Source organism: Chitinibacter bivalviorum (assembly GCF_013403565.1).
Classification (GTDB): domain Bacteria; phylum Pseudomonadota; class Gammaproteobacteria; order Burkholderiales; family Chitinibacteraceae; genus Chitinibacter; species Chitinibacter bivalviorum.
The window spans coordinates 412,070-436,203 of sequence record NZ_CP058627.1 but is presented as its reverse complement, the minus strand read 5'-3'; the positions used below and the strand labels follow the sequence as shown (position 1 = coordinate 436,203).

27 protein-coding genes are annotated in these 24,134 nt (G+C 53.0%); 15 read left to right on the top strand and 12 right to left on the bottom strand.

The features are described 5' to 3' along the window. The first annotated feature begins 6 nt into the window (after positions 1-6). Positions 7-954 (top strand): GlxA family transcriptional regulator, encoded by a 948-nt coding sequence (locus HQ393_RS02045; RefSeq protein ID WP_179357210.1) that lies wholly within the window; start codon positions 7-9, stop codon positions 952-954. 62 nt (positions 955-1,016) lie between these two features. On the opposite strand, the gene HQ393_RS02040 is transcribed toward HQ393_RS02045, so the two are convergent. Both HQ393_RS02040 and HQ393_RS02035 read right to left on the bottom strand, forming a co-directional pair. Next, complete coding sequence (locus HQ393_RS02040; protein ID WP_179357209.1) at positions 1,017-1,496, bottom strand: LEA/WHy family protein; 480 nt, start codon at positions 1,494-1,496, stop codon at positions 1,017-1,019. After that, complete coding sequence (locus HQ393_RS02035; RefSeq protein ID WP_179357208.1) at positions 1,490-1,921, bottom strand: acyl-CoA thioesterase; 432 nt, start codon at positions 1,919-1,921, stop codon at positions 1,490-1,492. The genes HQ393_RS02040 and HQ393_RS02035 overlap by 7 nt, the downstream gene beginning before the upstream one ends. Before the next feature lie 161 nt (positions 1,922-2,082). On the opposite strand from HQ393_RS02035, the gene HQ393_RS02030 reads away from it, so the two are divergent. Both HQ393_RS02030 and mutY read left to right on the top strand, forming a co-directional pair. Further along, the gene (locus tag HQ393_RS02030; protein WP_281361478.1) at positions 2,083-4,380 is read left to right on the top strand and encodes an AsmA family protein; all 2,298 of its coding nucleotides are present in this window, start codon (positions 2,083-2,085) and stop codon (positions 4,378-4,380) included. Then, the gene (gene mutY / locus HQ393_RS02025) at positions 4,377-5,405 is read left to right on the top strand and encodes an A/G-specific adenine glycosylase (protein ID WP_179357206.1); all 1,029 of its coding nucleotides are present in this window, start codon (positions 4,377-4,379) and stop codon (positions 5,403-5,405) included. The genes HQ393_RS02030 and mutY overlap by 4 nt, the downstream gene beginning before the upstream one ends. A 191-nt stretch (positions 5,406-5,596) precedes the next feature. Here mutY and HQ393_RS02020 read toward each other — a convergent pair whose 3' ends face one another. Continuing rightward, the gene (locus HQ393_RS02020; protein WP_179357205.1) at positions 5,597-6,028 is read right to left on the bottom strand and encodes an RrF2 family transcriptional regulator; all 432 of its coding nucleotides are present in this window, start codon (positions 6,026-6,028) and stop codon (positions 5,597-5,599) included. A gap of 119 nt (positions 6,029-6,147) precedes the next feature. Here HQ393_RS02020 and HQ393_RS02015 point away from each other — a divergent pair, with 119 nt between their 5' ends. The 3 genes from HQ393_RS02015 to HQ393_RS02005 all read left to right on the top strand — a co-directional run bounded on the left by HQ393_RS02015 (position 6,148) and on the right by HQ393_RS02005 (position 8,201). Beyond that, entirely contained in the window at positions 6,148-6,558 is a 411-nt protein-coding gene (locus HQ393_RS02015) for a hemerythrin domain-containing protein (protein ID WP_179357204.1), read from the top strand. Further along, positions 6,552-6,923 (top strand): hypothetical protein, encoded by a 372-nt coding sequence (locus tag HQ393_RS17500; RefSeq protein WP_218871269.1) that lies wholly within the window; start codon positions 6,552-6,554, stop codon positions 6,921-6,923. Before HQ393_RS02015 ends, HQ393_RS17500 begins: the two co-directional genes overlap by 7 nt. Positions 6,924-7,016: 93 nt before the next feature. Further along, a complete protein-coding gene (locus HQ393_RS02005; protein WP_179357203.1) occupies positions 7,017-8,201 on the top strand; it encodes a globin domain-containing protein in 1,185 nt (394 codons plus the stop codon). Positions 8,202-8,262: 61 nt separating this feature from the next. Here HQ393_RS02005 and HQ393_RS02000 read toward each other — a convergent pair whose 3' ends face one another. From HQ393_RS02000 to HQ393_RS01980, 5 genes are all read right to left on the bottom strand, one after another. Then, entirely contained in the window at positions 8,263-9,288 is a 1,026-nt protein-coding gene (locus HQ393_RS02000; RefSeq protein WP_218871356.1) for an ABC transporter permease, read from the bottom strand. An 8-nt stretch (positions 9,289-9,296) separates the two neighbouring features. Continuing rightward, positions 9,297-10,367: an ABC transporter permease subunit gene (locus tag HQ393_RS01995; protein WP_179357201.1), complete on the bottom strand. Its 1,071-nt coding sequence runs from the start codon at positions 10,365-10,367 to the stop codon at positions 9,297-9,299. A gap of 663 nt (positions 10,368-11,030) precedes the next feature. Beyond that, entirely contained in the window at positions 11,031-11,330 is a 300-nt protein-coding gene (locus tag HQ393_RS01990; RefSeq protein ID WP_179357200.1) for a hypothetical protein, read from the bottom strand. Between the two features lie 446 nt (positions 11,331-11,776). Further along, entirely contained in the window at positions 11,777-12,763 is a 987-nt protein-coding gene (locus tag HQ393_RS01985) for a hypothetical protein (RefSeq protein ID WP_179357199.1), read from the bottom strand. After that, complete coding sequence (locus HQ393_RS01980) at positions 12,733-14,529, bottom strand: extracellular solute-binding protein (protein ID WP_179357198.1); 1,797 nt, start codon at positions 14,527-14,529, stop codon at positions 12,733-12,735. The genes HQ393_RS01985 and HQ393_RS01980 overlap by 31 nt, the downstream gene beginning before the upstream one ends. A 167-nt stretch (positions 14,530-14,696) precedes the next feature. On the opposite strand from HQ393_RS01980, the gene HQ393_RS01975 reads away from it, so the two are divergent. Genes HQ393_RS01975 through HQ393_RS01955 form a run of 5 tightly spaced genes read left to right on the top strand, consistent with a single transcriptional unit; the run spans position 14,697 to position 18,118 of the window. After that, positions 14,697-15,449, top strand: coding sequence for a substrate-binding periplasmic protein (locus HQ393_RS01975; RefSeq protein ID WP_179357197.1), 753 nt, complete (start codon positions 14,697-14,699; stop codon positions 15,447-15,449). A 53-nt stretch (positions 15,450-15,502) separates the two neighbouring features. After that, positions 15,503-16,183: a tRNA (adenosine(37)-N6)-threonylcarbamoyltransferase complex dimerization subunit type 1 TsaB gene (tsaB, locus tag HQ393_RS01970; protein WP_179357196.1), complete on the top strand. Its 681-nt coding sequence runs from the start codon at positions 15,503-15,505 to the stop codon at positions 16,181-16,183. Then, on the top strand, positions 16,180-16,701 hold the full coding sequence (gene rimI / locus HQ393_RS01965; RefSeq protein WP_179357195.1) for a ribosomal protein S18-alanine N-acetyltransferase: 522 nt from the start codon (positions 16,180-16,182) through the stop codon (positions 16,699-16,701). Before tsaB ends, rimI begins: the two co-directional genes overlap by 4 nt. After that, the gene (locus HQ393_RS01960) at positions 16,698-17,618 is read left to right on the top strand and encodes a uracil-DNA glycosylase (protein ID WP_179357194.1); all 921 of its coding nucleotides are present in this window, start codon (positions 16,698-16,700) and stop codon (positions 17,616-17,618) included. The genes rimI and HQ393_RS01960 overlap by 4 nt, the downstream gene beginning before the upstream one ends. Then, positions 17,618-18,118, top strand: coding sequence for a M48 metallopeptidase family protein (locus HQ393_RS01955; protein WP_179357193.1), 501 nt, complete (start codon positions 17,618-17,620; stop codon positions 18,116-18,118). The genes HQ393_RS01960 and HQ393_RS01955 overlap by 1 nt, the downstream gene beginning before the upstream one ends. Positions 18,119-18,213: 95 nt before the next feature. Here the strand turns inward: HQ393_RS01955 and HQ393_RS01950 are convergent, their stop codons facing one another. After that, positions 18,214-18,558 carry a ribonuclease E inhibitor RraB gene (locus tag HQ393_RS01950; protein ID WP_179357192.1) on the bottom strand — a complete coding sequence of 115 codons (345 nt, stop codon included), beginning with the start codon at positions 18,556-18,558 and terminating at the stop codon, positions 18,214-18,216. A 207-nt stretch (positions 18,559-18,765) separates the two neighbouring features. Here HQ393_RS01950 and alaC point away from each other — a divergent pair, with 207 nt between their 5' ends. The 3 genes from alaC (at position 18,766) to HQ393_RS01935 (ending at position 20,986) form a co-directional block, all read left to right on the top strand. Then, positions 18,766-20,001, top strand: a complete 1,236-nt coding sequence (gene alaC / locus HQ393_RS01945; protein ID WP_179357191.1) for an alanine transaminase — start codon at positions 18,766-18,768, stop codon at positions 19,999-20,001. A gap of 148 nt (positions 20,002-20,149) precedes the next feature. Then, positions 20,150-20,419: a hypothetical protein gene (locus HQ393_RS01940; RefSeq protein WP_179357190.1), complete on the top strand. Its 270-nt coding sequence runs from the start codon at positions 20,150-20,152 to the stop codon at positions 20,417-20,419. Positions 20,420-20,497: 78 nt separating this feature from the next. Continuing rightward, on the top strand, positions 20,498-20,986 hold the full coding sequence (locus HQ393_RS01935) for a GNAT family N-acetyltransferase (protein WP_179357189.1): 489 nt from the start codon (positions 20,498-20,500) through the stop codon (positions 20,984-20,986). Here the strand turns inward: HQ393_RS01935 and HQ393_RS01930 are convergent. Together HQ393_RS01930 and HQ393_RS01925 are read right to left on the bottom strand one after the other, a co-directional pair. Further along, complete coding sequence (locus HQ393_RS01930) at positions 20,983-21,624, bottom strand: 3'-5' exonuclease (RefSeq protein ID WP_179357188.1); 642 nt, start codon at positions 21,622-21,624, stop codon at positions 20,983-20,985. The genes HQ393_RS01935 and HQ393_RS01930 overlap by 4 nt on opposite strands. A gap of 92 nt (positions 21,625-21,716) precedes the next feature. Continuing rightward, positions 21,717-22,520, bottom strand: coding sequence for an N-acetylmuramoyl-L-alanine amidase (locus HQ393_RS01925; protein WP_179357187.1), 804 nt, complete (start codon positions 22,518-22,520; stop codon positions 21,717-21,719). 179 nt (positions 22,521-22,699) lie between these two features. Here HQ393_RS01925 and HQ393_RS01920 point away from each other — a divergent pair, with 179 nt between their 5' ends. After that, on the top strand, positions 22,700-23,518 hold the full coding sequence (locus HQ393_RS01920) for a dienelactone hydrolase family protein (RefSeq protein ID WP_179357186.1): 819 nt from the start codon (positions 22,700-22,702) through the stop codon (positions 23,516-23,518). Between the two features lie 74 nt (positions 23,519-23,592). Here HQ393_RS01920 and HQ393_RS01915 read toward each other — a convergent pair whose 3' ends face one another. Next, on the bottom strand, positions 23,593-23,946 hold the full coding sequence (locus HQ393_RS01915; protein WP_179357185.1) for a hypothetical protein: 354 nt from the start codon (positions 23,944-23,946) through the stop codon (positions 23,593-23,595). Positions 23,947-24,134: the final 188 nt, after the last annotated feature.

Here is a 24,134-nt window from a genome sequence, read left to right as displayed (position 1 = left end):
AACGCCATGCGCGATGTGTATTTTGTATTGAGCCAGCACTTTATGCTGCTCGATCTGGCAGGGCCAGCCGAAGTGCTGCAGATTGCCATCGAGCATGGCGCGCCATTGCGGCTGCATATGGTGGCCGCCGAGGCTGAGCTGGTGTCATCGGTCGGGCTGCGCCAGCACCAGCTCGAGGCACTGCCTGAGACTATCCCCGATCAAGCCTTGGTGCTACTCATCGGCGTGCAAAACTCCAAAACCAATCTGCAACTACCCGCCGCCCGCGCCATTGTGCGTTGGCTGCAAAATAGCTTTGATCCAGCTCGCCATCAGCTCGCGTGTATTTGCTCAGGAGCCCTGCTCGCGGCAGACGCGGGGCTACTCGCTGGGCGACGCTGTACGACCCATCACGAATTGATTGCGCGCCTGCAAAGTGCGGCACCGAATGCAGACGTACTGGAAAACCGACTGTTTGTCGAAGATGGGCCAATTGCCACTAGCGCCGGTATTTGTGCTGGTATTGATTTAGCCTTGCATCTGGTCGCGCGCGATTTTGGTGCTGAGCTGACGCAAGTCATCGCGCGCGAAATGGTGATTTGGTTGCGCCGCAGTGGCAACGATCCGCAATTATCGGCGTGGCTCGTGCATCGCAATCACCTACATCCCACCGTACATAAGGCACAGGATTTGCTAAGCCAACCGCAAAGCCGCCGCTGGACATTAGCCGAGCTAGCCGCCCAAGTGCACGTGACGCCCCGCACCCTGAGTCGGCTATTTGTGCAATACGCGGGGCTAAGCCCGCATGACTATCAGCAATCACTCAAACTTGCTTTGGCGCAGCAACTATTAGCCAATCCAAACCTGAGTATCGAAACCGTCGCCAATGAAGCGGGATTTGGCTCAGCACGAGATTTTCGGCGAGTATGGCAAGCACGTTTTGGCCAATTGCCCAGTGAGGGGCGCAAAGCCTAGGAATGAGTGCGTGGGTATAGCCTTGCAGTGCAAGGATTAATTAAATCCCAGGCCAATACCCATCAAATTTTATCAGCCGATTTAACTGCAAAATCGCCCAAGCCGTTCAACTCGCCTTTGCGCTCAAACGAAAATCCGGTCGGCACTAAAGGCGCATACACTTTGCCGTACACTTTATACGCCAAGGCCGCATCGCCTTTTTGTAGCTTTTGCACTTGCTTCCAGACATTGCTCAAGCTCGTCGTCACATTCAATTTGACGATTTTTTCACCCAAGCGCGGCAAGGTGATTTTTTCATTGCTCACACCTTGGGCAAAAGGCTGATTATTCACGTCCAGATTCACCGTCAGCCCATTGATGGGAATATCAAAATCATTCGGGTTGCTCACGCGCAAGCTGAGGACAAACTGCTGCTCGAACACGCCCAGTTTAGCGACGGAAATCCCCGCCAGATTGACTTGCGGCGCTTCAAATTTAGCTGGAATCGCCGAGCATGCGGCCAAAATAGCCGCCAAAATAATCAATAAAAGTCGTTTCAGCATGTGGACGGAGTATCTGTGTGTGAGTTCATCATGGGGGCAAAGCGTTCGGCCAGTTCACCGGTGATTGGCAAAGCCCCCGCTTGATCGGGGTGAATAACCGCAAAAGTCACCTCCGCTTGCGCGACCAATTTGCCATTATCTTGGCGGACTACTTTTTGCGTAATAATGGCGTCGCGTTCACGTAGCTCGGTCAGCTCGGTTTCAATGATTAATACATCGCCCATTGTGGCAGGGCGCTTGTAGCGAATGTCGATGCGGCTAATCACCAGCGCCAGCTGACGCTCAGCAAACCAGGCCAGGCCGGTGCGGTCTTCGAGCAAACCCCAGCGGGCCTCTTCCAAAAACTCGAGATAGCGCGCGTTATTCACATGGCCATATAAATCAAGATGATAACCACGAACTTTAATTACGGTGTGATGCGCCATACGAGATTATCTCCATAAACTAACTCGAATCATAAAGCGATTTGGCGATAAGAACAGTAAATGCGAAACAAAATGAATCGACATTTTTCACAACAGGCTTTTGTTTAAGTGCTTTCTTATGGATAATCGGTCGATTCGCGCGACAAAACGATTGTTTTTATATGGATTGGCGACACTCCCGTCCCCTACGGATTTTAATTTTGCTGGCAATTTCGCTGACCGCCCTCTTGGGCGTGCTGCCGTATTTCCTATCGTTTGACGTATTACGCGAGCAAATTATTAATCAGGTGCAGGCCGATACGCAGCGCACGATGACCATCAGCGGCAGCGCTCATATGGTGCTCTTGCCCCGCCCCGCCATTCTGATCAGCAATACCACGCTCACCGAGCCCAATGCACGTACTGTTTTTGCCCATGCAGATCGGGTCAAAGTGGTGTTTCGCTTGTGGCCATTGATCACAACGGGTAAACCGGTGGTGCATGCCATCGAGATTGATCAGCCCGAGCTCAATATCGTTCGCCACGAAAACGGCACATATAATTTTGAAGATTTACTGCGCCCACATAGCGACACGACCGAGTTTGCCTTGGACAAACTGAGTTTTAATCAGGCTCATTTAAACTGGCAGGATGATTTTCTTGGCGGCGAGGTAAGTCTTTCCAATCTTGATCTCACGCTCGATCAGCTGACCGACCCCAAAGATGGCCGCTTAAAAGTCGACGGCCAAATTACGCTGGGCGAGAATAAAGCTGGCGCAAGTTGGCAGGGCCAAGTGGTGGGTACCGCAGCCATGCGCTATCTGGAAAAAGAGCGTACTTTGCGTGTAGCTGATATTGTGTTTGATGTGACCCAGCGTGGTCAAAGCGACGAAAAACTCAAACTCAGCGAAGCGCACCTGCAAGCGACTGGCAATCTGAACTATAGCTGGCAGCCGCTGCGTCTGGCTGGCGGCGATATGAAAATCACCACCAGCGCAGTGCGGGCGGGACAGCATTGGAATGCCACGCTGGATGTCCCCGATATCAGCCTGACCGAGAGCGCGCTGGGGCTACACCGCCTCAAACTCAAAATCGGCATGAAAGACCAGCAAAGTGAATTTAACGCCACCACCAATATCCCGACCATGGGCGGTGGCCAGCGCGGCTTTTTGCGGACCGACTCAGCGCAAATCAATGTACGCTATAAAAGCCCTGAGCAAGATCTGTCTGTTCAGCTCGTTAGCCCACTTGAGCTCTATCGCGGCCATTTGGCGCGGCTACCGTCCTACACACTGACGGGCAGCTATACCAATATCAACCTGCCCCGTGGCGCAATCCGCCTTGCCCTTAGCGGTCGAGGCGACTTGGATATGCGCGATGAAAATCTCAGCCTCGATAGCGTCGGCACACTGGATGGCGAGCATCTTAGCTCGCAAATCAATTTGGAAAACTTCCTAGATCCGCAATTTCGCGTCAATATCGATCTAGCCAAACTCGACCTCACCCCCTATTTGCCTGTGGTCGCCAAGGGCGCTAAAACGGTCAACCACAATGCTGCTTTCGATTTTTGGTGGCTGGAAAAACTCAAAGCCCTCGGCTCGGTCAAAATCGGTGAGCTGGTGCTGCAAAATCTGCACGTCGACGATCTGGCCTTTACCCTATTGGCCAGCAATAAGCGCCTCGTGCTCGATCCACTTTCGGCCACGCTGTACGAAGGTCGATTAAATGGCCGCGCCGAAATTGATGCCGGTAAAAAGCCTGCCTATTTCCGCCTCGAACAAACGCTGAGCAATATGAATATCAACACCTTGCTCACCGATACCATCGACAATAGCCGCTTTGAAGGCCGCAGTGATCTTACACTGGACGTTGCCGCAGTCGGCAACAAACTCAGCGATTTATCCAAAACAGCGGGTGGCAATATTAAAATCCGCCTCAAGCAAGGCGCGATTCGTGGCATTGATATTCCTTTGCTACTGCGCACCGCCAGCCAGCAAATCAAACTCATGAATGGCGAAACCGCGCCATTTAGCGTCAAAGACGCCCGCACCCAGTTCTCTGAATTGCAAGCCACTTGGTTGCTCAAACACGGTCTGGCCAGCAATAACGATCTGAATGTCAGGGCAGGTATTCTCAAGCTCACTGGCGGCGGGCAAATCGATCTGGGTGCAGGCCAGCTCAATTACATGATGAAGGCCAGCGCCAACCCTGATGTCCCCGAATTATCGGGTCTAAAAGGCTTGGTCTTGCCTATTAGTTTTACTGGTCCGCTCAATGCACCCGAATACAAAGCCGACTACGCCAGCTTAAAAGAGCAGATCGTCCACAAGCAAAAAGCCGAACAAGAAGCGCAACAAGCCCAAGAAAAAGCCAAAGCGGCCGCCGCCGAGAAAAAAGCAGCCGCTCAGCGTAAAGCAGCAGCCAATTCTTCGGCCAAATCCAGCGCCAAAACCACGCCCCCTCCAGCGAAAAAGAAATGAGCGATTTTTCCGCCCGATTGATCGCCTGGCAGCGCGAGCACGGCCGACATGGCCTGCCATGGCAAGTGGCCGACGCTTATAAAGTCTGGTTGTCTGAAATCATGCTACAGCAGACGCAGGTCACGACGGTACTCGATTATTACCCGCGATTTCTGGCCAAATTTCCCACGATATTCGACTTAGCCGCTGCGCCGCTCGACGATGTGCTCGCGCTGTGGAGCGGTCTGGGCTACTACACCCGCGCACGTAACCTGCACAAATGTGCGCAAGCCGTTGTGGCGCAATACGCAGGGCAATTTCCGAGCGATCCGAGCTTAGTGGCCGAATTACCGGGAATTGGGCGCAGCACAGCGGCGGCAATTACGGCATTTTCCTACGGCACACGTGCGGCCATCCTGGATGGCAATGTCAAACGGGTTTTGACGCGTTGGGCCAGCATTGAGGGCTATCCGGGCGTCAAAGCCGTCGAAAATAAGCTGTGGGATTTGGCCAATTCCCTCCTCCCAGTGGCAGGGATCGAAGCCTACACACAAGGGCTGATGGATTTGGGCGCGACGGTCTGTACGCCGAAAAAACCAACGTGCCTGACTTGCCCAATGTCATCTGATTGCCAAGCCCGCTTGAGCAATCGTCAAGCGGAATTACCAACGCCCAAACCCAAAAAAACCGTGCCAGAGAAATCCACGGTGATGCTCATCATCCGCAACGACGCAGGGCAAATTCTGCTCGAAAAACGCCCACCGAGCGGTATCTGGGGTGGGCTGTGGAGCTTGCCTGAGGTGGAAAGTACGCTGGTCGCCAGCGACATCGCCGCGCAAAAACTCGGGCTAAAAATCGAACTCGACCCCGCCCTACCCGACTTTGTGCATGTGTTTACGCACTACCGGCTCACCATCACGCCGCAACCCGCCTACGCCGTGGCAGGTATCGCCACACGGGAATCGGCTGCAAAGTGGTTTACTGTTTCAGAGGCACTAACTGCAGGCATCCCAACGCCAATTCGCAAGATACTTGGCACCGTATAGAGCTACAGCCAAGTATTAAAAATACATACCGCTAAATACCCCATGAATTAATTTCAGCGTACAAGCGACCCCAGCACCGTTAACTCGCGACACTCAGCTAGGGATTGAGTTTGTCATAGGAAAATAGGCATCATCGCGGCAGGTAAATCTGACCTGCGCCGAGCTAGCCAGTTCTGCATCGCTCAGCTGAATCATCGCGCCGGGAAAAACAGAATTCCCTGCTCGGCCGGAGTCAGCAAATCAGCCAGCGTCACTTGATCTAAACTAGCCAAAAACGCATTCAGCGCATTGCCCAAGACGCCGCGCAGCCGGCAATTGCCGGTGAGCAAACACTGGCTGGCACTACCAAAACATTCCACCAGCGCCAAATCGTGTTCCATATGCCGCACGACTTGGCCTATCCCGATTTGCGCGGGTGGCGCCGCCAGCCGCACACCACCACCTTTGCCGCGCGTGCCGCTCAGATAACCATGCCGGATCAGCTGGTTCACCACTTTCATCATGTGGCTGCGGGAAACCTGAAAACGCTCGGCGATCTCCTGTATGGTCACCAAGCGGTCTTGATTGGCCGCCAGATAGATCAATACCCGCAGGGCATAGTCAGTGTGCTGGGTGATGTGCATTGTTGCGCCTCAATGAGCCGAAGTGGGCAGTATAAAGCCTGCACAGTAATTGATGAATATAATTTGACTCTTTTTATAACATTCATTTAATATGAATCTATTGCTTCAGGGGAAGAACAATGCGCCGGGATGCCCAACTAATTGATTTATCGCGTGAACATTACTCCGCATTGAAACTCGCCAAACAGCTACGCCAAGCTGATGCGGGCACGGTACAGCTGAAAATGTCGCTACTTGAGCAAGCCATGCCGGCACTGGAGAGACATTTTCAGGAAGAAGAATCCACGCTGTTGCAGCAACTGGCGCAGTTTGGTGAAACCGCATTGATCGAGCGTCTGCTGGATGAACATCGGCAGCTGCGACAGCTGCAACAGCACGCCAGCGATCAGGAGAGTCTGGCGCAGTTTGGTCAATTACTTGAACAGCATGTGCGTTTTGAAGAACGCAGCGTATTTGCCACCTTGCAGCAACATTGGGCGCTGCAAGGTGGCCAGCCCCGCAAACCTAGAGCAAGGAGCAGAAGATGTTGAATACTCATCCACTGCAGCATCCACTGCAGCAATATCGTGAAATGGCAACCGCAGGTCAGGCGGTTGATCAGGCCAGCACTAACATGGCCTTAGCAGTGCTTGCGACCGAATCCGCAAAACCGGGCCGCCATCCGCTGCGTTTTTCAGCCCCCGTGGTGTTGAATCTGGGACGGGGCATGATGCTGCTCTCACTCGCTGGTGCCGGTACCGCGCTGGCTGTAGCGTATCTCTACCCGGAACAATACAGCTTGGGAGAGCAAGTCGCGGCGCATCTACTGTTGCCTGTGATGGCCGGTTTTTTCAAGCTGGGCTATGTGATCCGGCTGGCGGCACATCATGCGCTGGGCAATTATCAGGCCGGCTGATTTTTTTGACCAAATAGATTCATTTTTAATTCATGTTTTAGAAATTCAACCCGACTCAGATCGGGCGACCCATTCACCAAAAGGAAGATACCCATGCTATCAAAAGACGCCTTACCGCTGATTCAGGCCACTTTACCCGTCGTCAAAGAGCACGGCGCGGCCATTACTGGCCATTTTTACCAGCGGATGTTCACACACCAACCCGAATTAAAAAATCTATTCAATATGGGTAATCAAGCGTCGGGCGATCAAGCGCAAGCTTTGGCTGGCGCGGTGTATGGCTACGCGTCTAATTTGGGTCGTACCGAAATTACCGAGCCAATTTTGAACCGCATTGCGCACAAGCACGTTAGTCTGGGAATCACTCCGGCGCAATACACCATCGTTGGCCGCCATCTGATTGCGTCAATCGGCGAAGTATTGGGCGAAGCGGCGACCAATGAGATTCTGTCAGCATGGGACGAAGCCTATTGGCTGATGGCCACTGACCTCATCGCCCGTGAAGCGCGCATTTATCAGGAACTCGCGTGGCAAGCAGGCCAAGATTGGGATGAAATGACCATCGTCGACAAACAGCAGGCTGGCGACGGCGCGATGGCGATTTACCTGCGCACTAGCGATGCCAGCCCGCTACGCCCTTTCCGCCCCGGGCAGTACATCAGCGTGGAACTTGATGTTCCGGCTTTAGGGCTTAATCAATGCCGGCAATACAGCCTGTCGCATGCCGCGCAGGATGTGTGGCGCATCACCGTCAAACGCGAGCAGCCGCAGCAAGGCCCGGCGGGCAATGTGTCCAATCTGCTGCACGACACTAAGCAAATTGGCGATAAACTGCGAGTAGGCCCACCCGCCGGGGAGTTTGTGCTGCAGGCGGAGGCGCGCCCTGTGTATCTACTCAGCGCTGGTATTGGCATTACGCCGGTATTGGCCATGCTGCACCAGTTGGTGGCCGAGCAGTCGCCGCGAAAAATCATTTTTGCCCATGCCAACCAGAGCACAGCGGCAATTGCACATTGGCCGGAAGTGATCGAAGCCATGGATGCACTAGAGCACGGCGAACTGGCACTCTGGCTGGATGAACCCACTCGCAACTGCGCCGCGTTTACCGGCAGGATGGATTTGGCACAACTCGGCGCGCTGCATGCGCAAGCCGACTTTTACCTGTGCGGCCCGTTGGCCTTTATGGCGGCACAACGCCAATGGCTGCTGGCGCAAGGCGTACCGGCACAAAACATTCATTATGAAGCTTTCGGACCGGATGTATTTGGCGCAGCCTAATAGCGCGACTTGATCAAACCAAGCGCTACAGTAACTTCAGTTGCTGTAGCGCTTGGCAAGCTTAGTGCGCCCTCGGATCCAGCGCATTGCGCAACCCTTCGCCAATCAGCACCAGCATCAGCATCAGCCCCAGCAAGACGGCAAAGGTCGAGATCGAAATCCACCATGCATCCAGATTGGCCTTGCCTTGCGCCAACAATTCGCCCAGCGACGCTGTTTGCAGCCCAACACCGAGGCCGAGAAAATCCAAGCTGGTCAGCGCCAAAATCGCCGCGCCCATTCGGAACGGCAAAAACGCCAGCACCGGCGTCAGGCTATTGGGCAGCACGTGGCGGCGGATGATTTGCCAGTTGCTTAGCCCCATCGCGCGCGCAGCGAGCACGTATTCCTGATTGCGGTTGCGCAAAAACTCGGCGCGGGTGTAATCGGCCAAACCCATCCAGCCAAACAGCGTCATCAAGATCAGCAGCAAACTGAGACTAGGCTCAAAAATCGCGGTGAAAATAATCAGCAAATACAGCTCGGGTAAGGACGCCCAGATTTCGCTTAGCCGCTGGCCAAATAAATCAACGCGCCCGCCAAAATAGCCCTGCACGCCGCCGATTAACATCCCGAGCAGCGAGCCGGTAATCGTCAGCGCCAGCGCGAACAGCGCACTCGTCCGAAAGCCATACAGCAGCCGCGCCAGTAAATCGCGGCCTTTGTCATCCGTCCCTAGCCAATTGTCGCGCGAAGGTGGCGCGGGGTTGGGCTGGCTGGCGAAATAATTGAGTGTATTGGCGCCATAGCGATTGGGCGGAAAAATCGCCCAGTTGCCCTCAGTGCTCAATTGCGCGCGAATGAACGGATCAAGGTAATCGGTCGGCGTCGGGAAATCGCCGCCAAACGTCGTTTCGGGGTAATCTTTGAGTAGCGGAAAATACGTCTGCCCTTGGTAATGCACGATGTAGGGCTTGTCGTTCGAAATCAGCTCGGCCGCCAAACTTGCCACAAAGCAAAACACAAACAGCCACAGACACACATACGCTCGGCGCTGCGCCTTAAACCGCGCCCACGCGCGCGACCAATAGCCGGGGGATTTGATCATCTCATCCATTATGATTTCTCCCCGACCGCGCCAAATTGCACGCGCGGATCCAGCAGCACATAGCCCAAATCCGACAATAATTTGCCAATCAGCCCCAGCAGCGTAAAGAAATACAAAGTCCCCAACACCACCGGATAATCGCGCCGAATCACCGACTCATACGCCAAGAGGCCCAGCCCATCAAGCGAGAACAGCGTTTCGATCAGCAGGCTACCGGTAAAAAACGCCGCAATAATCGCCTCGGGCAGCCCCACCACCAAGGGTAGCGCGGCATTACGCAAAATATGCCGCCAGAAAATGCGTTTTTCCGACGCGCCTTTTGCCCGTGCAGTGGTGACATATTGTTTGTGGATTTCTTCGAGGAAGGAATTTTTGGTCAGCATCGTCAAGCTGGCAAAGCCCCCCGCCACCATCGCCGTTACCGGTAGCGCCAGATGCCACAGCAAATCCATCGCCTTACCGAGTATCGAGAGCATTTCCCAATCGTCGCTCATCAAGCCGCGCAGCGGAAAAACCTGCCAGAACGAGCCCCCACCAAACAGCACCAGCAGCACCACGCCAAGCACAAACGACGGAATCGCATAGCCAATCATCAACAGCAAAGTCGTCGCCGCATCAAAGCGCGACCCCTGCCGCACCGCCTTAGCCACACCGAGCGGCACCGCGATCAAGTAGGTCAGCAGCAAGCTCGAAATCCCCAAGCTCATCGACACCGGTAGCTTTTCGCGGATCAATTGCGTCACGCTCGCATGGCGAAACCAGCTCTCGCCCAAATCAAAGCTCGCATAGCTTTTGAGCATCAACCAGAAGCGCTCGGGTGCCGGTTTATCAAAACCGTATTGCGTTTTGATCTGCGAGAGCTGCTCCTCACTCAAACCGCGCGCCGCCTGATACGCGCCCCCCGAAGTACCTGCCGATGTATTGCCCGCAGATTCAGCCGCCCCGCGGCCTTTGAGCTGATACACCATCTGCTCGACCGGCCCACCGGGGACGAATTGGATGACAATAAAGCTGACCAGCAGCACGCCAAAGAGCGTGGGCAGCATGAGGAGCAGACGTTTGAGAATGTATTGCAGCATATTTTCTAATCCAGTTTGCAGGTCGGCTATGCCCAAAACGCGTCCGACCAATCAGGCATTACATTTTTTCAACCCAAAGCTAAGCCTGCTATCGCAGGCGATAAACCGGCCGTTTCGCCGGCCTGACGAGCAAGGGACGGGTCTTGCTCCGTCCCTTGCAACCCTCGCGTGCCCGATCGCCGCGAAACCCCGCCCGTCCAGCGCTTGGCAAGGCGCCGCAAAACTCGCTGCGCGCTAGCGTCGCGCAGCTCAAACAGGTTGCGGCTTAAAACCTTGCCAACCGCCTCCCGAACGGCGCGTCTCCACGGGCAATCCGTACTAATTGATGCGTGGGTATATCCACCAAAACCAATCCAGAAAAAATCTTCAGAGCAACACTACGGCAGGTATAGCACGCGATCGCTGGGCTGCGCGGTTTCCCCTGTCATCAAGCCGAGCGAGGAAAAAGCGGCAAGGGAATTCGGCGGGCTCTGTTTTGTTAACGCCCGCCGCCTTGCCGATTGTCCGCAGCGAGGGCATTTTGCGCAGCAAAACTTGATGAGGGGCGGCCTTCTTTAGCTTACCTTTCTTGGCCGTTCAAGAAAGGTAAGTGCCGCGGCGCACAGCCGCCAATCCAGCGTAATTACACACTAGCAATCGGATAACACCTTCAATTCATCCAACCTAAGCCCCCATCCAACGAAGCCGTAGCCACACCAAAAAGCGCCAAGACAAATAACAATATGGACTCAGAATCAGCAATCCGATCAGGCTGATAGCTACTACTCCACCATACAGCCCCAGAATAAACGCTAGCGCCATCAAAACCAAACCTAAGCCAATCGACGCTAAACAAATCAAATAATACAAAAAGACCAAAAACTCATTGGTTTCAGACGCATTTTCAATCGTGGACTTGATTGCACTACCTTCATCTTGCTGAGATACATTTGTATCGGAATTAGCAACTTTACGCTCAGTCATTAAACGAACAAGGCAAGGAAAACCGTACACAACAAAGAAAATGAATAAAAATAAAAAACCCAGCAAATACAGCATATTAATCGCGTCCTATCATTAATCTGCCAAAAGAGACACTTCACTCACAAAGTCACGAGTATCTCAATCAAAATCAACAATATCAGGCACCACAAAGACATACCCCAGCACGTATACTCCGCAACACTGAATTTTGGCTTGAATTCCCGTGTAGCGAAAACCGCAGCGAGGAGGGAGACAAACAGTTTTATCGTTTGGCTCACGACGCGGCAAGGGCAGCGCGGAGCGCTTTTCGCCCGGGTCGCCTTTCTTTGCTGACTTTCTTTGGCGAAGCAAAGAAAGTCAGTGCCGCGGCGCGCAGCCGCCAATCCCACTAAAAGCATCACATTTTGTAGGAAAGCACCTCAGGCTACTACGACCTACGTCGCCCCCTACCGTACGAGAGAACGCAAATAATTCATCGCATTTTTATCAAAAACTCGATAAAAATTCACATCTTCACCGGAAGATCTCAGGAAGAATTCCACCTCACGCTCCTTATCGAATCTACGATAAATATTTTTACTTTCTGGCAAATTTATAAAATACTTAACCGCAACCAACTCCCCATCATCCGCCTGAAATAATGCAACTTCTTGATCCTCTTTATTACCTGCAGTAGATGTACGATAAACTTTTACACCATTGCTCTCATAAATAAAATTCATTCTATCTTGCGTGGCGATACGATCCGCCATCGTCATTCCATTTGGATAAGCAATTGCAATTTCTGGCCTCGAACTTATTTCTATACTTGATATAACAACATCATCAGAGAGTTCTTGATTTTCAGAAGAAACGCAAGAAAATACTGCACCATCATTTGACCATCTACCTTTAATTGACAGCCTATCGGTTTCATCTTTCCAAGTAATATTATGATTCACGTTGCAATATGGATAAATGAATTTTATTCCTTTCCCACGCCCCTGATGCACAACCGAAACAAAGCTAGGATAGGTAACAAAATACTGGTCATAAACAAACCATAATCCAACACTTGCATAAGCAAATAAAACAATCAACTTCCATTTTCGCCCTAACTTTAGATCAGCCTGACGAGTAACAATTAATTTATTTTTTAAAAACTTAAGCAAATACCATGAAAAAACAAAACCTATAATTGAAAAAAAGATACTAACTACAAAGCCACCATACAGGATGAGCACAAACAAGAATCCAGCAAAGAAAAGCAAGGAAAATAAAAATGTAACGATGACCAGCCAAAAAAGTGACTGCCCGAGTACATCATCAAATTCTTCAGTTTCTGTATCCAGCTTATCCGCTGAAATATCTAAACCAGTTGTGCATTCTGCTCTTTGTTCATGCGAACTTGTTTTTTCCGGCATTATTTCACCCACCACGTCGCCAGCATCCAATCCCCCGCCTGATAATACAACGGCATCACTTTCGGCATTGCAAATCGATCCCGCCACGCCACGCGATGCGTGGCGCTGTACCAATGCGGGATGATGTAGTAGCCGGCGAGCAAGGCGCGATCGAGGGCGTGGACGGCGGTGATTTGGGCGGTGCGGTTCGGCGCAGCCAGCACGTGATTGATTAGCGCATCAATCGCGGGATTTTTAATGCCGATCACATTGCTGCTGCCTTTTACATCGGCCGCTTTGCTGCCGTAATAATCGAGCAGCTCTTGCCCCGGGCTTTGCACGTCGGGGAAGCGCAAGACCGTTACATCAAAATCAAAGTTATCGAGCCGGCGCTGGTACAGCGCAAAATCGATATTGCGCAGCTTGGCGGTGATGCCGAGTTTGGCCAGATTGCGCGCGAGCGGCGGGAAAACGCGCGCCATGGCGCCACCATCGTCGAGGATTTCAAACGTAAACGCATCACCCTTCGCGTTGCGCAGCGCGCCGTCGCGGTAAGTCCAACCTGCTTGTTTGAGCAACTCGCGCGCTTGGCGCAGATTGTCGCGCAGCGAGCCGGGGGCGCCATTGGGTAAACGATCCGTATTAGGTGGCGCGGGCAATTCGCCGAATACCGCGGGCGGTAAATCCTTAGCCAAGGGTTTGAGCAGTGCCAACTCGGCCTCGCTCGGTTTGCCGCTGGCGGCCAGCTCGCCATTGGCGTAAAAGCTATTGAGCCGTGTGTATTGGCTGTAAAACAATTGGCGATTGAGCCATTCAAAATCGAGCGCCAGCCCCAAGGCTTGCCGCACCCGGATGTCGGCAAATTGCGGTTTACGCAAATTGAGCACATAGCCCTGCATGCCGCTGCTGTTGTGGTGACGCAGCTCGCGCTTGAGGATATCGCCACGGCGAAATTTCGGCCCCTGATACTGCCGCGCCCAGTTGCGCGCGCTGTATTCGGTGATGAAATCAAACTCCCCCGCTTTGAAGGCTTCGAGCTTGGCGACTTCATCCTGATAGTAGCGGTAGGTGACGCGGTCAAAATTATATTGGCCTAGCCGGGTCGGTAAATCCTTGCCCCAGTAGTCGGCGCGGCGCTGGTAGCTGATGCTGCGGCCGAGTTTGTAATCGGCAATGCGGTATGGGCCGCTGGTGATGGGTTTTTCCAGCGCAATCTTGTCCAGCGGCTGGCCCCCACCCCACTTATGCGAAAACACCGGCAGGCTGCCGACAATTTGCGGCATTTCGCGATTGGCGGTTTTGAAGCGATAGCGGATGGTTTTGGCATCGAGCACATCGACACCTGCCACATCAGCCAGTTGTGAGGTGTATTGCGGCGCTGCGAGTTTGCTGTTGAGCGTGTCAAAGCTGTGCTTCACGTCTTGCGCCGTCACCACATCGCCATTATTAAAGCGCGCCTTAGCATTCAGCGTAAACGTCACTGATTTGCCATCGGGCGCGACGGCAATATCACTGGCCAAGAGGCCATACATCGTCGCCGTTTCATCCAGACTCATTGTGCCCAGCGATTCAAACATCAGTGCGCCCAACCCTGCGGCGGGTGTACCTTTGATGATAAAGGGGTTGAATGAATCAAAGCTGGTCCGCCGATCGGGGTTGGGCAAAATCAACTCGCCGCCTGGTTTGGCCATTGGGTCAGCGTAGGCAAATGAGGTGAAATTAGCGGGGTATTTGGCGGTATCGCCCAGCGAATAAGCATGAGCCGCCCATACCTGAGCATGGCATAGGCAACACAGCAGAAAGATAATTTTTTTCATGGCTAAATCATAATGGAAAGCCGCAACAAGACGAGCTTAGTTTGCTAGGCAGTGCGTTCTAACCCACACCCTCGGCAAAAAGAAAACTTACGTTCATCCGATGGCGCTGGCGTAAGCATAGGCACCAGCCTAAGGTAGATAGAATGATACCGCTTAGAGATGATCGAATGCGCCTCCCCTTATTTTTGCTATTGCTGGCCAGCCATAGCGCGTTTAGTACAGAGGCGCTTAATGCTTATACCGAAGAATTTGCCCCCTACAACTACACCGAGGGGAAAAATTACAAGGGCATGGCCAATCAAATATTAGATCGCATCATCGAGCAAAGTGGCTTGGTGATTAAACGCGAAAGTCAGCCTTGGCTGCGCGCGGTACAAAATGCACAAAATGACCCCAATAGCATCTTGTTTACCACCGTGCGCACGCCGCAGCGGGAAAATCAGTACCTGTGGGTTGGCCCTTACGATGACTGCGACATTGTCTTTATCAAGCTGAAAAACCGGGGCGACATCAAAATCAACTCGCTTAAAGAAGCCGAAAAATACATGGCCGGCGCAGCGCGTGGCGCGGCGGGGGCTCAGGTGCTGCAAAGCCTGGGCTACAATATGAATCGACTCGATACGACCTCACCTGAGGAATTTCGCTCGGTCAAAATGCTGTACGCCAATCGCTTCGATCTATCGGCGGGGATGTTGATGCCGCATATTTACGCCGCCAAACAACTCAATTTTGACCCCAGCCAGCTTGAAGCGGCCTTTACCATTATCAAAGGTGGCGGCTGCTATTTTGCGTTTAACCCCAAGGTAAATCAGCCCGCGTTTCAGCGCTTTAAAGACGCATTCCAAACGCTCAAGCAATCGGGCGAGCTCGATAAAATTCGCCATCAATACCTCAACCCAACTAGCGTTGGGCAAAACTAAGCCGGGGCGTGAGCCGTGGTAGAATAGCGTTTTGCCCCTGATTTGCGCGCCCTATGCCCTACTTAGCCATTGATACCTCGAGTGAACAGCTGTCTTTTGCGATCAGCACCAACTCTGGCCTTGTCGCGCGCGAGTGGCCCGTGGGGCAAAAACACGCCGAGCTGACCTTGCCTTATCTGCGCGAGCTGCTCAACGATTGCCAGCTCACAATGAACGACATTGCAGGCATTGCCTACCCGAGTGGCCCCGGCTCCTTCACTGGTTTACGCATTGGCTGCGGCATTACCCAAGGCTTGGCGTATGCACAGAATATCCCCGTCGTAGGTATATCAACGCTTGAAGCACTAGCACAGGCTTCTGGCGCAATACGTGCCTATGTATGTATCGATGCCCGCATGAATCAGGTGTATTGCGCGGCATTTGAGCGCGATGGCACTGGCTGGAAAACTATCCATGAAGCGCAAGTGTGCAATCCCGAAGACGTCCCAGTCCCAACAGGCCATGACTGGTTTGGCATTGGCACCGGCTTCAAAACCTATGCCGCGGCGCTGCATGCGCGCGTTGGCGAGCATCTGAGCCAGATCGACGCCGAGCGCCAACCGCATGCGCGCGAGATGTTGCAATTGGCATTGTCACAATTTGATGCCGGTCAGGGTCTGCCGGCTAGTGAAGCGAATCTGATCTACCTGCGTGATAAAGTGGCACTTAAAACGCATGAACGAGTCGCCAAATGAGTAATGCCATGCCCGCCTGCCAGCCGCAAGATGAACTGACGTTTTCGCGCCTGAGCGCCGCTGATGTGGCCGCCCTCGCAGATCTGGATGAGGAAACCAATCCCCATCCGTGGACTGGCAAGCAATGGCTCGATTCGCTAGAGCAGCACGAGTGTTTTGGCGCGTGGCAAGGCGAGCATTTAAGTGGTTTTATCGTTTGCATGGCAACGCTGGATGAAGCGGAAGTCTTGCTGATTGCCGTCGCGCCACAGTATCAGCGCCAAAATATCGGCTCGAAACTCCTCGCCTACGCCGAAGCAACCTTGGTGCGCGAAGGTGTGCAACAGTTATTTTTAGAAGTGCGCCACAGCAATCAAGGCGCGCGGGCGTTTTATCGCCAACACGGTTGGCAAGAAAACGGCGTGCGGAAAAACTATTACCCTTGCGAGCATCGCACCGAAGACGGCCAGCTCATTAGCCGTGAAGACGCGATTATTTGCGGCAAAATACTGCTCGTTGCCAACGAGGTGGAGGCATGAATCGCCGCGCGCTGATCCTCAATGAACTGGGGCTCAACCCCGTCTGGGTGCGCCATGAAGTCTTGGCTCAGCTAGAGGCCGAGGCCGAACACGCCGATGTAGCACAGCCGCAAGTTGCAATCGAAAATACGCCGCCAGCGCCCAACCCCAATTTCAGCCCGATCGCCCAAGCTGCGCATCAGCGGATGGAAGAAACCATCGAAGCCGCGCCCGCCACACCGAGCAAAGTGGCCAAAGCACCGTCGCAAGAAGCCGCAGCGATTCATCAGGTGTTGAAAGCACGCAATACGCCGGCCGCACTGCGCCCGGTTGAAGTTGCGGTCGCCGCGCCAGCAGAGCTCGACGAGCGCACGCAAGCTATTTTGCAAATGGATTGGCAGCGCCTGCAAGAGGCGGTCAAAAATTGTACTGCGTGCAAATTATGCGAAACCCGCAGCCAAGCAGTGTTTGGCGTGGGCGACGCGCAGGCACAGTTGGTGGTCGTCGGCGAAGCGCCAGGTGCGGATGAGGATGCGCAAGGCGAGCCCTTTGTCGGCAAAGCGGGCAAGTTGCTCGATAATATGTTGGCCAGCATCGGCCAACAACGCGGCGACAAAGTCTTTATCGCCAATGTGCTTAAATGCCGCCCGCCGGGCAATCGCAATCCGCAGCCCGATGAAGTCGCGCAATGTGCGCCCTTCTTGCAGCGCCAAATTGAGCTCATTGCGCCCAAAGTGCTATTTGCCAGCGGCCGATTTGCCATCCAGCGCCTGTTGAATGACGATGCACCGATCTCGGCGCTCCGCGGCAAAATCCATCACTATCGCCAGACTCCAGTGGTGGTGAGCTATCACCCCGCGTATTTACTGCGCAATATGCCCGATAAAGCCAAGGCTTGGCAGGATTTATTGCTACTTAAAACCCAGCTAGACAAGTAATGAATTCACTTAAATACATCGCGCATTACCCTGCGCAATTGGTCGCCCAAGTGCAAAGCCTGATTGAAAAAAATCAGCTCGCGCCGATGCTCGCCAAGAAATACCCCGAGCGCCATAGCATTCAAACCGATAAGGCGCTGTACGAGTATGTGAGCGAGATTAAATCCGATTATTTTCGCAATACAGCGGCGATTTCCAAGGTCGGGTTTGACAGCAAAATCAGCGTCATCAATCACGCGCTCGGCCTGCACACGCAGATTTCTCGCGTGCAAGGTGGCAAGCTGAAAAGTAAAAATGAAATTCGCATTGCGACTTTATTCAAAAACACGCCGCCTGAGTTTTTGAAAATGATCGTCGTGCATGAATTGGCGCATTTGAAAGAGAAAGAGCATAACAAAGCGTTTTACCAGCTCTGCCAGCATATGGAGCCTAACTATCTGCAATATGAATTTGACCTGCGGCTGCATTTGACAGTGCAAGAGCTGGGTTTGGCGAACTAAGCAATCGCATACATCATTGGGTATATCTTTCAAAACCAAATATCAAATAGCTTTGAAAGACATACCCAGCAAGACCATCAATCACGCCCGACTTTTTATTCGCCCAAGGGGCCAACATCCATCCCGTCGTAGCTCAGCAATTGCTGCTCGCTAACGAAGTCATAAAACTGCTGGTTGCGCTCAAACAGTGATTGCGGCGTGTGGATTTCTTCTTTTTCCACATGCAGCACCAAATACTCCTCGACGCCTTCATCGAGCTGCGGAATGAATAAATCAACAAAGCGATAACCTTGCGCTTCAAGCAAAGGGATCACGCTGGCCAGTTTTTCATCCGATTTATCGGTGAAAAAATAGCCCCAAACCAAGGGCTGCGCCAAATCCCAATCGGTGTTTTCGCGAATACTGGCAAACATCTCTTCCATTTGCTCAAGCGTAATCATGGTTTTTCCTTCAGACATCGAGATAAGAAGCAGGCAGCTTGCCTAACTTCACTTGGCTTGGCAAAAAAATCGTCCCGAGTTAGCAGCAAATAGAGCAGCCATAGACGAAGATATGCCTTTCAATTAAGATGCATTCAAGGTCAGCCGCCTCATCCTGCTGGCCCGCGTCGCTCGGACGGTTCCGGGCGCTTACGTTTAGGATTACTCATGTCTACATCAGGTACATCTACCTCGGGTCGACGCCGTTTCGCGCGTATCGACCGCCTTCCCCCCTATGTTTTCAATATTACTGCCGAGCTGAAAATGGCCGCCCGCCGCCGTGGCGAGGACATTATCGACATGAGCATGGGAAACCCCGATGGCGCTACGCCGCCACATATTGTGGCCAAACTCGTCGAAGCCGCCCAGCGCCCCGATACGCACGGCTATTCGGCCTCGAAAGGCATTCCACGCCTGCGCCGCGCCATCAGCCACTGGTATAAAAACCGCTATCAGGTTGATATCAATCCCGATTCGGAAGCGATTGTCACCATAGGCTCGAAAGAAGGTTTGGCGCATTTAATGTTGGCCACGCTCGATCGCGGCGATACGGTGCTGGTGCCCGACCCCAGCTACCCGATTCATATTTATGGCGCGGTGATCGCGGGTGCACAGATACGCTCGGTGCCGCTCGTGCCCGGCATTGATTTTTTTGCCGAGCTGGAAAGCGCGATTCGCGGCAGCTACCCCAAGCCAAAAATGATGGTGCTGGGTTTTCCTTCCAACCCGACGGCGCAGTGCGTCGAGCTGGATTTTTTCGAGCGCGTGATCGCGCTGGCCAAAAAACACGATATTTTTGTGGTGCACGATCTGGCCTACGCCGACATCGTATTTGATGGCTGGAAAGCGCCATCGATTATGCAAGTCCCAGGCGCCAAAGACATCGCCGTCGAATTTTTCACGCTATCGAAAAGCTACAATATGGCAGGCTGGCGCATTGGCTTTATGGTCGGGAACCCCGATCTCGTTGCGGCGCTGGCGCGAATCAAAAGCTACCACGATTACGGCACCTTCACGCCCTTGCAAATTGCGGCAATTGCCGCGCTTGAAGGTGATCAGCAATGCGTGAGCGACATCGCGCTGCAATACCAAAATCGGCGTGATGCGCTGGTGAAAGGCTTGCACGAAGCGGGCTGGATGGTCGATAAACCCAAAGCGTCGATGTATATTTGGGCCAAAATCCCCGAGCATTATCGGGCGATGGGCTCAATCGAATTTGCCAAGCATCTACTCAAAGAAGCCAAAGTATCGGTGTCCCCGGGCGTCGGTTTTGGCGACTATGGCGATGATTATGTGCGCTTTGCATTGATCGAAAACGAGCCACGTATTCGGCAGGCGATACGCGGCATCAAAACGATGCTCAAGGCCGATGGCGCTTTTGAACCGCTCAATACTGCGCCATAATTAGCCGCCCGCGCTACCCACGCACGAGCACAGAGCCGCGATCCATCTGGATCACGGCTCTTTTTTTGGCTGATATCTGTGCTGAAAAAACGTGAAAAATTGACAAAGATCGACTCAGCGTAGCGCACTCTCTTGCAAAATGGCGTTCATGACGACGCCTTTCTCTCACCTCAACCTCACTTGCCACGCCAAGAAAAGCTGCGCACCGTGCGATTGCTCTGACGCGGAGATCGCCGTTCGCCATTTTGCCAGCCCCAAACACAGCTTGGGCTATATGGATGACGCGCAAAGAAATTGGTGTACCGAAGAAATCTTGCGCTTTATGCCCGATGAATCGGCGACTTGGCTCAATCAATTACAAGACGACGAACTGGCGCGCAAAGTACTGAAAAGCTGGAGTTTTTCAGTTCGCTTTTAATCCCCTCCCCTTGTGTACTTCTGGGTTTGCACCTCACAGGGTTAGACTTTCGTTTTGCCCGCGACGGATCTACCCGCTATGACTGTACCTTACGCTATTTCGCCGTGTACTGAGCTCGACTTGCTGGCGGCCATTGAATTACTCAGCCGCTGTGCCCGTGAATTTTTCTTTCCAGAGATGGGCGAAGAAGCGCAAATTGTTTTCCTGCGCGAAAACACCGTAGCTGCCGCGCAAACCTTGCAAGCCAAGGGCTTTGTGTATCTGGCGGCCAAGCAGGATGCGCAATTGCTAGGCTTTATCTCAATCTCGCCCGAAGGCTATATTCACCAACTTTTTGTCGAGCCCGATAGGCAGAAACAAGGCTTGGGGCGCGCCCTTTTGGCCGCGGGCATCGCTGCAATATCGGGCGAGACGCAGATCGATACGCTCAGCGTCTCGGCGTCGAATAATGCGGTGCGCTTTTATGAAACACTAGGTTTTGTACGTAGCGACGAGCCGCAAAGCTGGCATGGGATTCCCTACAATCCAATGATCAAAACCTTGCCGCAAAACCCAGCCAGCGCTTAAACCACAGCCCGCACTGGCAGGTAATGTATGGGCAATTGCTCGGCAGGTAAATCAAGCGCGGCGAAGACTTTCAAGGCCGCATACGCGTCGTTCGCGGCGTACAGCAACTGATTATCCTGCAATCGATCGCAGGCCCAGTTTGAGGTGGTAACGCGCTTGGATTTGCTAAATTTTTGTTGCAAGACTACCGCTACCGCGCCTTTGACGCCCAGGGTGCTGGTATAGCCTTCGCGCGCAAAAATCACATTCAGATCTAACACCCCATCGAGCGTCACGCCCAGATTGCGCTTTAAATCAGCGCGATCGGATGACAGACCAAAACCCACTTTGACCAGCTTTGGGTTCGCTAAAATATTGAGCAACACCTCACGGCAAGCCGGGCGATGAAGCTGAAAAATATACGCGCGACTAAGCGTCGTGAGTTGCACCACATGCGGCCCGCGCGAGATTTCACCCACGCGAAAGATCGGGCGCGATTCGGAATCAAATCCCAGATAGGGCTGGCGCGATAAATCGGCGAGCGCAGCTGCGCAATCGCTTTCATTCATCGGCACGGTTATGGCCGACAGCCCCAATCCGGCAAAGGGCGGAAATAAGGCGATGTCTTCTTTTTTGGGCGGATAACGACGTTCTGACATGAATTCTCAAATTAAGATGAACGTAAATCAATAGGGTATCTTAATCAAGACCAATACATAATTGACCTAGAAACAGATACCCATAGATAGGATTATTTTTTGGATAACACTGCCACAGGTGGCAAACAATCCAGACTTTTGAGTACCGCGTTAGCGACTTTAGCGCGATGAGCAGGCTCTTTCAGCCGCAATGCTTCTTCCGGATTGGGCAGCACCCCACCCTCAAACAAAATAGCGGGCACACTGTTGTGGCGCAGCACCGCAAAATTGGCTTCGTAAATCCCGCGCGATTCATCCAATACGACGCGATTTTCTCCCGCCACACCGTGGGCATGATGTAGCGTGGGCTTCAGCCCCGCTTTGAGTAATTCATTGCCTAATCGGCTGGCACAGGCCAGGCTGGTTTTCCATTGCGCCCCCACGCCAGCCAGCGGGTTGCTGGGCGACATGGCCGTGGTGGTATTGGCATATTGCGGATCAGCGCTAAATACAAATAGCGAATAGCCTTGGAATTGGCGGGTGATTTTATACGGCTGATCTTTCCAAATCCATTCGTCGAGGTATTCTTCCCGCGCTGAATCATGATGAAATGAAATAAATAAATCATGCCCAATCGCCGCATTCGCGCGCGGCTTCAGATCCAGCATTTGCCCATCCGCGCCGATCACCGTGACTTGATGCCCCGCTTCGCGCAGCCGCTTGGCGACCACCTCAACAATGGCCAAATTGTAGCTAAACTCGGTTTCGCCAAAAGCGCTGGTTGTGCCCGTCGCGGTCAGGTTGTGACCGACATCGAGCGCGATTTTTGCGCCCCAACTGCTGGGCAACAGCACACAAAACAGCAGAGCGCCGATGCATTGGGCGCGGTTTAGGGTCGAGCGGTGGAAACGTGACATACCAAATGGGATTGATTGTGCGTGAAGGAATGCACCTTAACACATTGTTTCTGCTTACCAAATCGCAATACTGCGCATGCAGGTGAATAAAATAAGGGCTAAGCGCATATTTCATCCGCAAGTCGCGCACCATTTGCTATCGTATTGAAGCGCCCCGCCTAATCATCAAGGAAGCCAGCATGAATCAGCCCAGCCGTCGCGATTTTCTTAAAACCACCCTGCTCACCGGCTTTGCGCTGGCCGTCCAGCCTGTTGCCGCCTCAACCATTCAAACCGATAGCACAGGGCTAACGACCGAATCGATCCGCATTGGCGAGATGCCCGCGTATCTCGCCAAGCCCGCGAATGCCAGTGGGGCATTGCCGACGGTCATCGTGATCCAGGAAATCTTTGGCGTACATGAACATATTCAGGATATCTGCCGTCGCTTAGCCAAACAGGGCTATTTGGCGATTGCGCCTGAGCTGTACTACCGCCAAGGCGATCCACGCCAAATAAGTGACATCAACACGCTGATCAAAGAATTGGTCATGAAAGTACCCGATGCGCAAGTGATGAGCGATCTGGACGCGACCGCCCAATGGGCTGCTGCACATGGCGGCGACCAACAACGTTTGGCGGTAACGGGCTTTTGCTGGGGCGGCCGAATTACGTGGCTGTACGCCGCGCACAACCCCAATGTCAAAGCCAGCGCAGCTTGGTATGGCCGCCTCACCGGCGACACCAACGCCAATTTCCCACGCAACCCAATTGATATTGCATCGCAACTCAAATCACCAGTCTTGGGTTTATACGGCGGGAAAGACCAAGGCATTAGCCAAGAATCCGTAGCACAAATGCTCGCGGCCTTAAAACGCCAGCGCCAGCCGTTTAATTTAATGGTGTATGAAGACGCCGCGCATGGTTTTAATGCCGACTACCGCCCAAGTTATCACGCCGCTGCGGCGCAGGACGGCTGGAAAACCATGCTGGCTTGGTTTAAACAGTACGGGGTTTAATCATTATGCATGGGTATACAGCTAAAATCATTGGCCAATAATATTTGCAGCGCTATACCCATTTGACTCTCAAATTAGCCACGTTCTTTTGGCGCAACAGAGCGTGGCATTTTCATCGACCAATACGCCAGGACCCACACGCCGTTCACCACACTTGCGTAAATCAGATACAGCTTTAACGCCCACATCCCTTGCCAAGCCAGCATGGGGTTCAACGAGGCCAAGCCCACTAACATGGCCATCGTCGCGAGCAGTTGAAACAAATAGCGATAACGAAAAGGCAGGCGATTGGGCGGGCCGTAATTAAAATGCACCGGATCGTGTCGCTGCACTTCTACGGTGGCCGGAATAATCAAGTACCAGAAAAACTGCCTCAGCAGCGGGCTATTCCAGTCGCGGTAGATTTGTTGTGCACGTTCAATATTCATCTTCAATCTCGCCACCTGGGCTCACGATTCCACATCTTAAAGCGGCTCAACGGCTTTGCCTATGCACGATTTCACGGCGCTCTAACTGACACTTGTCCACCATTAGAGCGGCGATGAAATTAGCAAATACTTCTAAATAAACATTTGTTAGGTTACATTGAAAGAAAGATAACCTTGGAACGCGCATC

Excerpts from the sequence above, each read along its gene's own strand:
- HQ393_RS02045 (WP_179357210.1), top strand. The coding sequence starts at position 7 with ATGCGCGATGTGTATTTTGTATTGAGCCAGCACTTTATGCTGCTCGAT.
- HQ393_RS02040 (WP_179357209.1), bottom strand. The coding sequence starts at position 1,496 with ATGCTGAAACGACTTTTATTGATTATTTTGGCGGCTATTTTGGCCGCA.
- HQ393_RS02035 (WP_179357208.1), bottom strand. The coding sequence starts at position 1,921 with ATGGCGCATCACACCGTAATTAAAGTTCGTGGTTATCATCTTGATTTA.
- HQ393_RS02030 (WP_281361478.1), top strand. The coding sequence starts at position 2,083 with ATGGATTGGCGACACTCCCGTCCCCTACGGATTTTAATTTTGCTGGCA.
- mutY (WP_179357206.1), top strand. The coding sequence starts at position 4,377 with ATGAGCGATTTTTCCGCCCGATTGATCGCCTGGCAGCGCGAGCACGGC.
- HQ393_RS02020 (WP_179357205.1), bottom strand. The coding sequence starts at position 6,028 with ATGCACATCACCCAGCACACTGACTATGCCCTGCGGGTATTGATCTAT.
- HQ393_RS02015 (WP_179357204.1), top strand. The coding sequence starts at position 6,148 with ATGCGCCGGGATGCCCAACTAATTGATTTATCGCGTGAACATTACTCC.
- HQ393_RS17500 (WP_218871269.1), top strand. The coding sequence starts at position 6,552 with ATGTTGAATACTCATCCACTGCAGCATCCACTGCAGCAATATCGTGAA.
- HQ393_RS02005 (WP_179357203.1), top strand. The coding sequence starts at position 7,017 with ATGCTATCAAAAGACGCCTTACCGCTGATTCAGGCCACTTTACCCGTC.
- HQ393_RS02000 (WP_218871356.1), bottom strand. The coding sequence starts at position 9,288 with ATGATCAAATCCCCCGGCTATTGGTCGCGCGCGTGGGCGCGGTTTAAG.
- HQ393_RS01995 (WP_179357201.1), bottom strand. The coding sequence starts at position 10,367 with ATGCTGCAATACATTCTCAAACGTCTGCTCCTCATGCTGCCCACGCTC.
- HQ393_RS01990 (WP_179357200.1), bottom strand. The coding sequence starts at position 11,330 with ATGACTGAGCGTAAAGTTGCTAATTCCGATACAAATGTATCTCAGCAA.
- HQ393_RS01980 (WP_179357198.1), bottom strand. The coding sequence starts at position 14,529 with ATGAAAAAAATTATCTTTCTGCTGTGTTGCCTATGCCATGCTCAGGTA.
- HQ393_RS01975 (WP_179357197.1), top strand. The coding sequence starts at position 14,697 with ATGCGCCTCCCCTTATTTTTGCTATTGCTGGCCAGCCATAGCGCGTTT.
- tsaB (WP_179357196.1), top strand. The coding sequence starts at position 15,503 with ATGCCCTACTTAGCCATTGATACCTCGAGTGAACAGCTGTCTTTTGCG.
- rimI (WP_179357195.1), top strand. The coding sequence starts at position 16,180 with ATGAGTAATGCCATGCCCGCCTGCCAGCCGCAAGATGAACTGACGTTT.
- HQ393_RS01960 (WP_179357194.1), top strand. The coding sequence starts at position 16,698 with ATGAATCGCCGCGCGCTGATCCTCAATGAACTGGGGCTCAACCCCGTC.
- HQ393_RS01955 (WP_179357193.1), top strand. The coding sequence starts at position 17,618 with ATGAATTCACTTAAATACATCGCGCATTACCCTGCGCAATTGGTCGCC.
- HQ393_RS01950 (WP_179357192.1), bottom strand. The coding sequence starts at position 18,558 with ATGATTACGCTTGAGCAAATGGAAGAGATGTTTGCCAGTATTCGCGAA.
- alaC (WP_179357191.1), top strand. The coding sequence starts at position 18,766 with ATGTCTACATCAGGTACATCTACCTCGGGTCGACGCCGTTTCGCGCGT.
- HQ393_RS01940 (WP_179357190.1), top strand. The coding sequence starts at position 20,150 with ATGACGACGCCTTTCTCTCACCTCAACCTCACTTGCCACGCCAAGAAA.
- HQ393_RS01935 (WP_179357189.1), top strand. The coding sequence starts at position 20,498 with ATGACTGTACCTTACGCTATTTCGCCGTGTACTGAGCTCGACTTGCTG.
- HQ393_RS01930 (WP_179357188.1), bottom strand. The coding sequence starts at position 21,624 with ATGTCAGAACGTCGTTATCCGCCCAAAAAAGAAGACATCGCCTTATTT.
- HQ393_RS01925 (WP_179357187.1), bottom strand. The coding sequence starts at position 22,520 with ATGTCACGTTTCCACCGCTCGACCCTAAACCGCGCCCAATGCATCGGC.
- HQ393_RS01920 (WP_179357186.1), top strand. The coding sequence starts at position 22,700 with ATGAATCAGCCCAGCCGTCGCGATTTTCTTAAAACCACCCTGCTCACC.
- HQ393_RS01915 (WP_179357185.1), bottom strand. The coding sequence starts at position 23,946 with ATGAATATTGAACGTGCACAACAAATCTACCGCGACTGGAATAGCCCG.